Below are 13,125 nucleotides of genomic sequence, written 5' to 3'. Positions count from 1 at the left end.
GTTCACTTTTAGGTCTAAATCCTGTTGCCATATTTACAATATTATTATGTATAAAATATTCTTTTAAAGCTACCAAGTTGGTTAGAAACTTATTCTTTTCCTTTTCAGTATATCCGCCAACCAATCAGGAATGAACTTTTCCGCCCGTGGATATTTACTGAAATCTTCGCTAAAATCACTATCGCTAAATGCCTTTTTCAGTTCTTCATATCTCGTATCGTAACCAAATCTTATATCCATATTATTGCCTTTGTCTATTGTTATTTTACATAGATAGAAAGCCCCCTCTTGCGGGCATAAGGAATACATCAGGTCTTTGAGTTTTTCTATTTTTCCTGAAAGGTGTATTGTAACATTAATACCAAGACGAAACTGAACTGGCTCGTTTCCCCTGTAATAGTAAATGTTAGTATAAGATGTGCTTTCAACGGTATAACAGTAAAAATCACATTTACTCCACTGGGCATAAGCCACCATTTTTGCCAAAACGTCCTTGATGCCGTTTACATAAGCACAGCATTTTTCATCATCTTTCCAAAGATTTAGTTGTGTACGATAAGGAATGTATTTGGCAGACGGTGTTACTTTGCTTGTTGAAGCGGGATATGGCAGCCTGTCATCTGAACAAGCAGTTTTGATACAATCGGTAAGATACCAGCTCCAAAACTCTTTATTACGCTCGTCATCAATAAAATCTAAATCGACAATACCGCCATTATATACTAAACTTGCAAGGAAAGCCGTATCCCATTCATCCGGATCTTCTACTTCTTCATCGGAATCGTAATCACTGATAATACTGTTTGCATCTGAACCGGCATCATAGGCTGCATGAACAGCAACCTTGGCTGCAAACGAGGCTGTCATATCATCTTCGATGTAATCATCAGCAAACATGTCCAAATGGTCGGCATCGTTCAACAAATCCTTTTTACTCGTTTGTCCAAGCAGATATTTCTCCGTTTTTTCTATCAGTCCGATTATTTCCGTATCATTCCTGAAAAAGTCATTCCATATCGGATATACTTTCAATGCGCATAAGATACTTACTCTTCCAATGACAAGTGGTTCATTGATAGCTTGTAATATCGCACGTCTTGTGGGCAAAGATAAATGCCCTTTGTTTGAATGATTGACCTCATCCAAACCTTTGCTTATCAAAGAAGTTATTGTTTCTAATGATGTAATCCGTTGTTCCATATTTGATATATTATTTTTCCATCATGCGTTATTAAGTAACAGATAAAAAGTCGCCACTTGTATAATCGTAGAAACGACATAGATGCCGTAGTAGAGCAGATACCTTTTCTTTTTCTCAAACTCGGTGAAATATTTCCTGTATTTGTCCTTCTTGAATAAGAATATTTCATTGATATAATATCCGAGCCCCCCGGTGACTATAAGAAATGAAATAAAAAGAACCTCATTTCCAAAAATGACAGCCCAAATGTTTACCCTGAAAATCTTGGTGCAGGCAAAGCCGACAAGGCAGAGCATCCAAATACTGATGACACACGGGGTATTAAGTGCCAACATGCTGATATAAACATCAGTACCTTTATCCATTCCGGCTGCTTCTTGTCTCTTATCAAACGAAATCAACCGTTTTATATAGCTGTTTTCCCATTTCGAGAGGCTTAGCCAATAGAGAGGATTTATCATCCTATGATGAATGAAAAACAGCAACTTATAAGTGCAGTAATAATTTATATTGTAATATTTTTCCAATAATTTCCTCATACCTTAATAGTTTAGCAGGGACGGTTTGCCCATTAATAACATATTATTCGTTCCACCTCACGCAATCCGTCCAACCCCATTCGTCGAACAGCCATGTTTCTAAGAAGAAAAGTACAAAGGGTAGTAGGTACAGAAAATATACCTGTACTGCGCTGACATGCTTAGAGCGGCGGTAGTGGTTCAACAATGCCTGTACACGAGCTTTCCTGTATCGTGCAAGAATAAATACACAAATAAGTAAAAACATCGCACCTAAATAGCCAAGACGTAAGGACGACCATTGCGGTACACTGTCAATCAGGATAAAGTTGCTGGGAAGAACCACTATCCACCACCAATACCAACACAGGAGTATGAAGCCTGACATCCGTCCTTTCTTCTTGCCCCAGACTTCTCCTTTGAAATACAGGTAATCAAAGAAATAATACCTGTAATTCGTTCGGTTTGCACGCTGCTTCACTTGCTCAAAATAGTTATCTGTCTTTTTTATTCCTTTCTTCATAATGAATTGTTCCATGTTTATATCAGAATCTTTCCAACTCTCTTTGCTGTGATAAGGCTACTTATATTGTTCTTTAGTTTTCAAGCCGGATAAGCAGAAAGTAACCGCATACTATTATTAATACTCCAATTCCCAAGCCGACAATCCAAAACAGCCAACCTGAATACAGGAATATGATATCACTGTATTTGATCTTTTTCTTTTTAATCAGTCTGCACCAAAGCCAAACTGCAATTTTTCCAAGATTATAAAAGTTACCGGGCGAACTCATTGTTTATTAATTGTATATTTATATTTTTCCTTGTCGATATAATGCTTCTATGAAAAAGACTATCAAGGTGATGGCTATATACATGGCGAGTACCCATATTCCAACTTTACGTTGCATAGGATTCTCATCATCATACTTAGCTATAACCTTTTTATATCTATTCTTGATAAAGAACCGACCGCTCAACCATGCGATTAAACTACCCTCAATAATATAATATTGAACATCAGAAGGATATGCTACGATACTGTATTGAGTTAATATTCCCCACACAATTAACACATTGGTGCTTAGGATAACCGAGAACAGAAGCATAGCCATAAATGCGGCTCCCTCTGCCAAAGAGGAACAAAGCCACAATCTATAAAACCGATAATATAAATAATCTATCATAAGGTGTCTCTATATTGTTGTTAATTAGAAAATTGTTCTCACTATCCATATCCCTGTCAGGAACAGGATTAAAGGAAAAAATAGTATCATCCATACCGGAATTAGCTTGTTCCAGCTGTTGCCCTTGTATTTCAAAAGTATGGCAGCAGTCCTTTTGTGGGTATATCGCAAATAGAATATGACAAAGCACAAGACAGAAACGCCTCCACCGATAACTGCTCCCTGAGAAGGGGTAAAGTTCTTCCTCGTAAAAATCCAATAGTCAGGTAGTACACTGGCAAAGAAGATACTGAAAAAGAACAATACAATTACAGAAACCATGCAAAGTACACCGCAAGCACTGAAACGTGCTGGTTCGTTATATTTTCGATATACCACATACAATCGATAATACAGATAATCAAAGAAATAATACCTATATTTTTTTCCCTCTCTTATCAAATGATTCCGCTCGAAGCGGCTTATTGTTTCTTTTCTATTTCTCATATTTACGAATGTTTCAATCAAGACTAAATTATTGATACTTCATAACTTGCTCACAATCATTGAAACTGACTAAGAAAGAGCATTAAAAGAAGACCGACAGTAAGTACAATATACCTGATACTTAATACCGCCTTGTCTGAATATTTGGCATTATAAATATTGTCTTGAAATTTCTCAAATAATACAAGAGTCCTTTTCTTATTATAATATATGTACACAACAATCCAAGGAAGTATAAAACCGATTATCCATACAATAAGTATTGTTAGTTTGGACATATATGAAAAAAAGAAATCTCCAGTCAAAAAGAATGAGAATATGAAAGATGCGAACATATAAGTTATTGAAATAACTTCCGATAATATACAAGCTGCACCAAAACGTGGGAATTCCTCATTTTTCAAGCAAACTAAATAATATCTATAAAACAAATAGTCAATAATCTTTTTCATGCTTCTATTACTGCTAATGTCACGCTTTGTTAGAAACTCAATTTACTTTGCACGATTGGCTTTTATTTACCCACCATTCCTGTTCTTCTATTTCACGAGCCTTTTGTATCTCGTCCGTTGCCAGAGTCTCATTGTGATAGGCATTATATAGATTTTCCCAACCATTCTTACGATATTTCGGTGATACAACCCATTCGCCTGCATCATTAAACAGGTAGAAGTTTGCAGGAGTATCGGGTATAATCTCATCTACCCAAGAACAGACTTTTGTCAGTCCATTTGCAGATTTCCATTTGCCTCGATATTCAGACAAGTTCCATTTCAGTTCTGCTATTTCATTCCGTCCTTTCTCTATCTGCTGTCCGTTCATCCGATACCCTTGCTTGAAAGCCCCGGAGAATGTACCACTATATCGTTTATCTCCGTATTCCGTAAAGGAGTAATGCCCGTATATGAAACCGTCCACTTTCGTACATTCACTTTTCAGTTGAAAATCAGAAGAAATACTATCTATACAAACCTTTCCCTTAAACGGACAGATTATGGATAATCGGGTACGACTGACACCCTTTATCTCATATTCTCTATTATCCATTTTCCGAACTTTAGTAAAATGAATGTCAATGCGGCTACAATCTTCTCCTAATATGCCAATCATGCTTAAATTGTCAAACAAGCCCGAAAGGTCTTGTCGCAAAATATTCACCTTAGGATTTTGTGAATAAGCTATTCCACAAATCCAAAAGAATAGAAAGATACTAATACTCTGTTTCATATTTTACGAATGAAATATAATTTATTACCATATACTGTCTGTCCATCCCAATTTTCCAAACAGCCACTGTTCCAAAACAAACAAAGCCAAAGGCGTAAATAGGAGCTTTATGATACCGATATGCTTCTTCCCGCCATAGTGTTTCATCAGGGCATCGCATCTCGCTTTGCGGTATCGCAAAAGACAGAAAACGATCGGGAACATTCCCCAGCCATATATGATTGCACGTTTCGCCTCGCTGTTCTCTATATATTCGAACAGAATCGTGAGAAAAGGATATAGGATTAATCCCCAATACCAAATCAGTACACCAAAACCTGATATACGCCAACTACTTTCACCCCATTTGTTTTCATGATAGATTTCCCCCATATAATAGAAATAGTCGAAAAAGTAAAACTTATACTTCTTTATCTGTCGGGGATTGACGAACTCAAAATGATAGCTGCTCTTTTTTATACCTTCACTCATGTCATTATCTATTAAAAAACACTTTCTATATCTTTTGTCATTGTATTCTCTTTTAATTATTGATAATAGTTGACTCGACCTCGTTATAAACTCAATTAAAAGGGTGCATCTTTAACTATTGGACAAACAATAAGTGTATCTTTAGTTACAATTTGCTCATCTTTATTTCGTTTCAAAATCACTTTTCCGGTAAATGTCATTTTATCAATCTTAAATTTTTCAATATCATATTCCAACTGGTTCAGCTCATAGTATATACCAGAGCCGTAACAGTCGAAACACCCTATATATTTCTCTAAAATTCCACTTTTTTTATATATACTTTTCTGCTCATAATAATCACGCAATCCACCTTTATAGAAACGAATAATATACTGCTCATTTTCAGCAATAACATGGTCGAAATTGAACATCATCCACCATAATGGAGGAAATATAACGAATGGTAATATATATACTCCAAAATAAATACGCATACAGACTTTGCTCCATGTAGGCATTTTCTTAGGAACACAGAAAATCAGCACGAAAGGAGTAAGAAAAAACAATAAACGTAGCATATCACCAATACTCCAGCGTATTCGGTCATATATATCTATAAAACTTAATATTATCAATCCTAATATTCCACATAATACATGAATACCAAGAATGATATAAAAGAATTTAGATCTCGTCATATTTCAATCAATACTGTTTATAATGGTTAGCAGGGAACGGCTTGCCGTTATCCTGCGTTGTTAGCTATATTTTAGTCAAAAGCCATGTAGCACAAACAGACTTTTAACAAGATAATTTTCTACTGTCCATACGGCATAATATCCACCTGCACCGTCACTGTTCTGTATGCTGATGAACAGTGAGTTCCCTTTTCCCAATGCCACGACAACATTGTTTTGGTTCGGTTCGTATAGATGTGTTATATATGCTGTTGGGAATTCCAATATTCCGGTAGGATGCTTGATAATGATAGAAGCATATTCTTTATGCGGAATATTACCATCTATGCCTATCAAGTCAGAACAACCGTCAATACTCCGAACAAAACCTGCTTCCAAATCATAAACAATGGCATGTTTTCGTGGATTAAAGTCTTGGAAGTTTATCTTTACAGTTAATGTATCGTTGGCATATACAAGGCATTTATCCGTACTTTGTGGCTGTTTCTTCAACTGTGGCAAATCTGTCAAATAACGGATGCGGCTTTTATGGATTTCTCCTGTATAGGTATTTCCATTCGGGCAAGTCTTGGTTATACCCGTTTCTGCCCCATATTCTACGCTATGCCATTCTTTATGACTCTTTTGTGCATTCCAATCAACAAACACATGATTATCCAATAATTTGCCTATTACTGCTCCACTTGTGCTACGTACATTTACATATCCGTCCGCATCCTGAATGACACCGAAGAAACGCTGTTGTGCTTGTATAGACAAACAAAACAGAAATGCTAATATGTGGAAAATAATCTTTTTCATGCACTCAATTATTATTAATGGTTAGAAAAAACATCATTAGATGCTATCTTTCGTTGTTACTAACTTATTTATAAATCCCCGTCCGGTACATAAACACCCAATCCCGATAAGAGGATAGATTACGCCGCATAAGACTGCAAGTATATTCAATCCCCGTTCATCCCCTGTGAAACCATCTAAACTGACAGCTTGCAATATGAAGTTTGTAATTTGCCAGTCTAATAGACTTTGATCTATATAGATAAAGGCAAACCATAAAAGGATAGAGCAACATTCCAAACCCAACAATAACATTATGGCTTTAGGCTGCATTGCATATAGTTTATAGACCTTGTAAATTACCAGTATATCTATAAGTATAAGCATACTTAAAAGACAATATTCCATAATGCCATATATTCCGAACAGACGACCAAAGCCTAAGTCACCACAAAATAATGTTATGGCTATCAGCAAAACACTGAAAGTTGTCAATGATAGGATAGACCAAACTGTTTTATTCATCTTCATCGTACTATTGTTTATTCTCCTTGTTACCAATTTTTTACTTTTTTATATATATAATCTTGTATATCTGTCTGAATCAAACCTTTTTTACGTACAAGGAACTTATAAACTTTTCCTTCTTCCATAATACATTGCTTATCATCTTCAAAATTAGCCCAGACAAAATGTAATACTTGCCCCGGATAACGTTCTTGTATGGTTGAAGGCATTAGTTCAGGAACAACTTTACAAATTAATGTATCTTGTTTAATCTCCCAATTCCCAGCATGGTAAGTCGTTCCAAAAATATCCCAGCTAACCCATTCATCAATCAGTTCAAATGTCCCATCAGCATTTATTTTCATAGTTGCAGCAGACGTTACCGAATAATCGATGTCTTTTTTCTTCCACTTACATTTATATGTACCTACCATTTCGGACTTTCTGATTGTGTCTTTAATAGACAAGTTTGCTGTTTTATATTTCTGATGATAATACCAATCATTACAAGACTCTGGGTATCTCCAAATATGAATGTTTTGTGGCAGTGTATCATTCGCTATAAATTCCACCATTTGATAAAAGTAAGGATAGCCTGTTTCAATATGTTTTAATACCAACGTATCACCAAGTGCACATTTAATGGAAAATTCCGAATCAAATACGATTGGAACCCGTTGTTTAGGATTATGTTTTATGTATAGTTCATACATGAAAGTAGCTTCACAGGCATCCCCATCATATACAATATTTCCGCAGAACAGGATGGAATCCTTCCCAGTTTGCCCCTTTATCATTAGAAACGGGAATAACATTGACAATATAATATAAAAAAATCGCTTCATTATACACTTTTATTGGTAATGATTCGGAAAGGAACACCTTTTAGGGGTTATCTTTCCTTGTTATAAACTTATTTTTCTAATGTATAGGAATAAAGCCAATAGATAAACCAAGTTATATCTCCTGTGAGCAAACATGCGATTCGTTGCTTGAATTTCAAGTCATACTTTTCTTTTTTCAACTGTTTCAATTTCGAGAAAAATTCGCTTGGAAAATAATACCGGTTCAATAAGTAGAATGGTGCAAATGCGAACATAATTAGCATTTCCCACCATTGATAGCTGATGTTTCTGTTCTTCTCATTACGCTTATTGATTTGTGCTTCTTCTGCACGTGCAGCAGCATCCAGCCTTTTCATAAAGGCTTCCTCTTTTTCTTCCATGATATCAGCTATGACCTCATCGTTAACACCACGGTTATACAGTTCCAGCTTTGCTTGTCTGATCTGTTTGTCCGAGTATTCACCTGTTACATTATTGGCGATCATCAATAGTTCGTCTGTCAAGTATTCTTTTATTCTCATATGTTCTCGGTCGTTTATAATGGTTTGACAAGGAGCTGCGTTCAGTAGCTAACTTGGCTTGTTATTGATATATTAATATGTTACAAAAACATCTTTCTTTTTGAGTATTTTTCCACTATTCCCGTCAATGACAAGCATTTTATCTTGCTTCTTTTTGTCTGTATAGTGATATTCCCAAACTTTCTTGCCTTGCCATTTACCTCTGTCCAAAATCCGTTTTGAATATTCCTTACTTGCCTTTCGCTTACTATATCTGTCACCGATATACATTGCTTGTTCACAACAAATTGAATATCCTTCTTCGTGATTTATGATTTCGGTTATATTTCCTTGTGAATTAAATTTGTACTCTCTGCCGATTGGTACACTGTTATAATCACTATCAGACATAAATTCAAAGTTACAATACAATAAATTCCTGTCATCATCGTAGGCATATACAGATTTAATGTGATGTTCCTTATCTGTAACTGTACGCAGATATTTTACACCCATTCCGTCCTCGAATTGCATCATTTCTTCAAAAGACCTATCAGAACAACAAATAGTATCTCTATTTCCAACTGCGACATTATAAGCTGCGGTAAGATGTAAATCACGTTGGCTTATTGTATCTGTCAAATGGCACGATACCTTTTTTATTCCATTGATTGTAGTGCAACTTGATAGAAGCAAGAACAGGGCAATATAAAATGCTGTATATCTAAGTACTTGTAACATAATATGCAATTATCAATAATGGTTAGTTAACATCATATTTTGTTCTCATTCCAGTGTACCATATCATATGGATAGTATGGTAGTCCTTTAAGGCTACTATCATCCAGTCCCAAGATCTTAACCAATGCACCGCTTTCAAAACTCCAATAGCCGTCATGCCTGATACCATATTTATGGTCGTCATGCCAAGCACAATCAGAATGACCTTGATACCATTCCTTTTTAAGATACTTCTCTAATTTCTGAATAGACAATTCCTTACTTTGATTGTTGCTGGAAATTATAGACAATGCATTTTGATAAGGAACTGGAAACAATACTGTGTTGGAGCATCTTTCCCAATCGGTTAATCTGTATTTTATTAAAAAATCATACAAGGCATCATTAACATTTTCATTGTCAACCATACTTGATAATATCCTTATATTTTGCTCATCTGTATCTAACATTATTCCAATAGACAACATCCATAACATCTGTACATACATACCGGTAATCGTCCAATGATTTGTTAGCGTTTCTAATAAATCATTGTAATCATATTTTAATACTTCCATATCTTCCCCAACTGAATACTTGGTTAGAAATGAATTCAATTTACATCCAAAAAGCGTAACTGTTTTATTGTAAGCAACATTAGAATTTGGAGCAGAGTATAATTGAATATGTTCTTTCTCTGCATTGATAATTTCCATAATACTACTTTCTAACTGTTTACACCTTTTGGAATATCCAGCAAGTTGTTTCCTATACTGTTCTTCTGTAAAAAGTTTATCTCTTGTTTCCATGTATAGTACACTGTTTTTGATAGTTTCGCAGGGAACGGTTTGCCCATTACCCCACTTCATTAGTGATTTTTACCATAATTCTTCTGCGGAGAAATCACCTAAGAAGAAATATGATAACATAATCATACTGAACAAAATATACATACCTACCGAAAAGCATACTATCAGTGTTATTTTCTTTTCGGTGCTGCATTTTTTCTTTCTCAACAAGAATAGCGACAGCAAAATCGCTAAAAGTATAATAGTCATCGCACATACAATCATATATCTATATTTTGAATTTAGAATTATGCTATTATCACTAATGGGTTAGCTCATCCGTTATCCTGCTTCATCAATAACTTTTTTTCTGTCAATAGATGCGAAAAAACAATTGCTAAGAGCAGATAGGCAACCAACAAACCTTGATAAAACCAATACTCATGAAATTTGCCTATGTCTACTAAAAAAATCTTTTCGTTTGAACCTTGATGAACCACAAATCTGTATTCATCACAAAACAAATAATATTCAAAACTCATTAGGTAGGTAAGTGCCAATATAGACAAAGCGATAAGGCGTGATATTTTATGATGTAGCCACAAGTCGCTTCCTACGAACAACACTGAAAAGACAGCCCAATACATAGATGCAAGCGAAAAATGCCACCCTGTTCCGTATAAGGGGCTTATAATACCTGTACCTGCATAAAGGCTACTTGCCAATAGTAAGTAATACAATATTATTTTTATAATTCTCATGTTTCGCACTATTGTTACTAATGGGTCAGCAGAAAACAGCTTATCCATTATCCTGCGTTGTTAGCATTACTTTTGTTGTTTCATCCCTTGTAAAAGTAAATTTTCAATCTCCTTTGCACCTGTTTCCTTTGCCAAAGCAAGAGGGGTGATGCCGTTACTATCCTTTACATTAAGATCTGCATGATACTCTAAGAGCAACCGTACCAGTTCAATGTTATTATTGGCAATGGCTTCCATAATCGGATATACTTTGTAAGTGTCATATGGACTTTGATAACCATTTACATGAATGCCATGCTCCAGCAAGATACGGGCTAACTTTACGTTAGACAATTTGCAAGCGCATGTCAGAAGCGTAAGTCCGTATTCATCACTATATACTCTATCGTTAATATCCTTGTATCGGGTAAGGGCGTATTTTAGCACATCTTTTTTGTTAAAATAGATTGCCGTATAGAGTATATCAAACTCATAACAATCGTTACCCATTGCCATAGGTTCATCTTTTCCTGCAAGTAATCGTTTTATGGTTTCCAGATCATTATTACGGCAAGCAATCCCCAGCGGATAAAGCTGGTAAGCCTCATCCCGTATGGTATCTTGTGACAACGAGGTTGCTTTCATGCTATCCAAATAACCAAACAACGTTGCAAGAAAAAGCAATATCCAATTAACCAGCTGCATAATTTTCATTTGGGAAAACAAGGAAAGCCGCATAAACCGATAACAGGAGATCGCATGTGGCTTTCCTTCCGATTAGGGGATTTTTACGAGAAACGATGCCGGTTGTCAGTCAGCATCATGATCGCACATATGTTGGATAAATACTTTGTTCTTTTCATATTCATCCCCGGTGAGGATAATGGGATCCGCAAGTCCGACAATCTTATATCCCGGAGTGTAAGTAACCAAGATACAATAGAATTCATGTCCTGTTTCATCCTTTTCCACTTGCAGCTGCACAGGCTGATCATTACCGCTGGGCAGATCGCACAGGTACTCAAAATCATGGCGGTTAAAAGCGTCGACAATATCCTCTTTGTCAGTCATGCTACTGATGAACTTTTTGGTCTTGTAACGCTTCACTTCACCACCGCTTTCACGGTTATAGATACTAAGGTCTGCGACCAATGCGGTTAAACCCAAATAGATAGCTCCGACAACACCAACTACCCGTATCAGCCACGAGGGGATAAATGGCAACCATTCGGGAAAAATGACAAGCAATACACATACAGCTGTCAGTACCCAATAAATAATTGGTTTGAACTTGTTCTTACGCTTTTCGAATTTCTCCGGCATGGCATCATAGACCTCTCCGAAATGACTGGGAAAATGTTTTTCCTGATCCATCTTTTCTTCATTTTCTGGTTTCATATTTGTTTCGTTTTTAAGTTTGTTCTTTATTTTGCTCTAAAACTTGACTGCTTCCACGGTGATTCTTCACTCTCCAGCAAGAGTTCTACGATCTCGTATGCCGTTTCACTGTCAACAGGCTCACCATGCCATACACCACGTCCCATGATGAAACTCCGGCCGTATTCCTCCCATGAAGAAAAGTGTTCGAGTGCGATGTCTGCCGCTACCTGCATGATCTGCCACATCTCATCCTCATTCACATAGCCGCAAAGATATGCCCAGCGTCCGAGGTTCACGACCCGCACCAGATCCCATGCAATGACACTGTCCGGCATTTGCCCTTTCGGACACCAGCCGTTTTCAAGCATACTCTCCATTATCAGGCATACATCTCCCATCTTGCTTTCCTCGTCACATCGTTCTTCTTGGGATATATTCTCAATCCTGCGTTTATGGATTTCCGCCAGAGCCTCATCGGCTTCGGCGTGATGTCCCTCTTCCAGTAACCATTTGACAATATCCAATGTGCTCTCCCTGTCTGTGACGTTCCACCAATCTTTAAGTGTGCATTTGATGGTTTCAACATCTTCATCATCGGCCAGCGAGTCTACCTTCTCATCATTGTAAACCAGCATGGGGGCACCGAACGCTAATAGACGTAGCTGTTCTGCATCCAGTTTCCCGGTTTCGGATCTGTTGATAGTCCACCCGTCATCCCCGAAGGCTTCCATCATTTGCGCCATAGCATCGGATGAAGACAACCCTTTACCAAGAGTACCGTCCATTGCTTCCTGCATCATTTGCTGGGCAAATGCCATATTCTGCATACCTGCCTGTGCAACCACTGCCGGATCAACACCGGCAGCTTTAAACATAGCCTCCTGCTGTGCCTGAATTTCAGCCATATCAGGAACTCCGCTTCCCATCTGGGTCATAATTTGTTCCTGCATACCACCGGGCATCTGAAATCCCGGAATGTTTCCAAACATGGCTTGAGCTTGTTCCATTGCTGATTTTACAGCGGCTTCCTGAGCCGTCTTTGCCATTTCCTCAGGACTTTGAGGATTTGATTTTTCTTTTGTCATACTGTCAATT

General features: G+C 36.9%; 18 protein-coding genes. All 18 read right to left on the bottom strand.

What is annotated here, in order from left to right:
- Nucleotides 1-81 precede the first annotated feature (81 nt).
- Nucleotides 82-1,200 (bottom strand): Imm5 family immunity protein, encoded by a 1,119-nt coding sequence (locus NSB03_RS09045; RefSeq protein WP_024986810.1) that lies wholly within the window; start codon nucleotides 1,198-1,200, stop codon nucleotides 82-84.
- Nucleotides 1,201-1,221: 21 nt separating this feature from the next.
- Nucleotides 1,222-1,740 carry a hypothetical protein gene (locus tag NSB03_RS09040; RefSeq protein WP_024986809.1) on the bottom strand — a complete coding sequence of 173 codons (519 nt, stop codon included), beginning with the start codon at nucleotides 1,738-1,740 and terminating at the stop codon, nucleotides 1,222-1,224.
- Nucleotides 1,741-1,783: 43 nt separating this feature from the next.
- Nucleotides 1,784-2,242 (bottom strand): hypothetical protein, encoded by a 459-nt coding sequence (locus NSB03_RS09035; protein WP_024986808.1) that lies wholly within the window; start codon nucleotides 2,240-2,242, stop codon nucleotides 1,784-1,786.
- A gap of 289 nt (nucleotides 2,243-2,531) precedes the next feature.
- Nucleotides 2,532-2,906, bottom strand: coding sequence for a hypothetical protein (locus tag NSB03_RS09030; RefSeq protein WP_024986806.1), 375 nt, complete (start codon nucleotides 2,904-2,906; stop codon nucleotides 2,532-2,534).
- Between the two features lie 24 nt (nucleotides 2,907-2,930).
- Nucleotides 2,931-3,392, bottom strand: a complete 462-nt coding sequence (locus NSB03_RS09025) for a hypothetical protein (RefSeq protein WP_024986805.1) — start codon at nucleotides 3,390-3,392, stop codon at nucleotides 2,931-2,933.
- Between the two features lie 489 nt (nucleotides 3,393-3,881).
- Nucleotides 3,882-4,619 carry a hypothetical protein gene (locus NSB03_RS09020; RefSeq protein ID WP_036617867.1) on the bottom strand — a complete coding sequence of 246 codons (738 nt, stop codon included), beginning with the start codon at nucleotides 4,617-4,619 and terminating at the stop codon, nucleotides 3,882-3,884.
- A 24-nt stretch (nucleotides 4,620-4,643) separates the two neighbouring features.
- Complete coding sequence (locus NSB03_RS09015) at nucleotides 4,644-5,090, bottom strand: hypothetical protein (protein WP_036617859.1); 447 nt, start codon at nucleotides 5,088-5,090, stop codon at nucleotides 4,644-4,646.
- Nucleotides 5,091-5,185: 95 nt separating this feature from the next.
- Nucleotides 5,186-5,770: a hypothetical protein gene (locus tag NSB03_RS09010; RefSeq protein ID WP_051635715.1), complete on the bottom strand. Its 585-nt coding sequence runs from the start codon at nucleotides 5,768-5,770 to the stop codon at nucleotides 5,186-5,188.
- A 75-nt stretch (nucleotides 5,771-5,845) separates the two neighbouring features.
- Nucleotides 5,846-6,571: a hypothetical protein gene (locus tag NSB03_RS09005; RefSeq protein ID WP_024986802.1), complete on the bottom strand. Its 726-nt coding sequence runs from the start codon at nucleotides 6,569-6,571 to the stop codon at nucleotides 5,846-5,848.
- Between the two features lie 36 nt (nucleotides 6,572-6,607).
- Complete coding sequence (locus NSB03_RS09000; protein WP_024986801.1) at nucleotides 6,608-7,075, bottom strand: hypothetical protein; 468 nt, start codon at nucleotides 7,073-7,075, stop codon at nucleotides 6,608-6,610.
- A 29-nt stretch (nucleotides 7,076-7,104) separates the two neighbouring features.
- Nucleotides 7,105-7,902 carry a hypothetical protein gene (locus NSB03_RS08995; protein ID WP_024986800.1) on the bottom strand — a complete coding sequence of 266 codons (798 nt, stop codon included), beginning with the start codon at nucleotides 7,900-7,902 and terminating at the stop codon, nucleotides 7,105-7,107.
- A gap of 68 nt (nucleotides 7,903-7,970) precedes the next feature.
- Nucleotides 7,971-8,423 (bottom strand): hypothetical protein, encoded by a 453-nt coding sequence (locus tag NSB03_RS08990; protein ID WP_024986799.1) that lies wholly within the window; start codon nucleotides 8,421-8,423, stop codon nucleotides 7,971-7,973.
- Between the two features lie 72 nt (nucleotides 8,424-8,495).
- Nucleotides 8,496-9,143 (bottom strand): hypothetical protein, encoded by a 648-nt coding sequence (locus tag NSB03_RS08985; RefSeq protein WP_128824277.1) that lies wholly within the window; start codon nucleotides 9,141-9,143, stop codon nucleotides 8,496-8,498.
- 32 nt (nucleotides 9,144-9,175) lie between these two features.
- Nucleotides 9,176-9,931, bottom strand: coding sequence for a PoNe immunity protein domain-containing protein (locus tag NSB03_RS08980; RefSeq protein ID WP_024986797.1), 756 nt, complete (start codon nucleotides 9,929-9,931; stop codon nucleotides 9,176-9,178).
- A gap of 314 nt (nucleotides 9,932-10,245) precedes the next feature.
- The gene (locus NSB03_RS08975) at nucleotides 10,246-10,719 is read right to left on the bottom strand and encodes a hypothetical protein (RefSeq protein ID WP_257466342.1); all 474 of its coding nucleotides are present in this window, start codon (nucleotides 10,717-10,719) and stop codon (nucleotides 10,246-10,248) included.
- 18 nt (nucleotides 10,720-10,737) lie between these two features.
- Nucleotides 10,738-11,355 (bottom strand): ankyrin repeat domain-containing protein, encoded by a 618-nt coding sequence (locus NSB03_RS08970; RefSeq protein WP_024986796.1) that lies wholly within the window; start codon nucleotides 11,353-11,355, stop codon nucleotides 10,738-10,740.
- A gap of 105 nt (nucleotides 11,356-11,460) precedes the next feature.
- Entirely contained in the window at nucleotides 11,461-12,048 is a 588-nt protein-coding gene (locus NSB03_RS08965; RefSeq protein WP_128824276.1) for a hypothetical protein, read from the bottom strand.
- A gap of 26 nt (nucleotides 12,049-12,074) precedes the next feature.
- Nucleotides 12,075-13,115 carry a DUF1266 domain-containing protein gene (locus tag NSB03_RS08960; RefSeq protein ID WP_257466341.1) on the bottom strand — a complete coding sequence of 347 codons (1,041 nt, stop codon included), beginning with the start codon at nucleotides 13,113-13,115 and terminating at the stop codon, nucleotides 12,075-12,077.
- Nucleotides 13,116-13,125: the final 10 nt, after the last annotated feature.

It is taken from the genome of Bacteroides acidifaciens (assembly GCF_024623065.1).
Lineage (GTDB): Bacteria > Bacteroidota > Bacteroidia > Bacteroidales > Bacteroidaceae > Bacteroides > Bacteroides acidifaciens.
The sequence above is the reverse complement of the archived record's forward strand: the minus strand, read 5'-3'. Positions and strand labels throughout refer to the sequence as shown.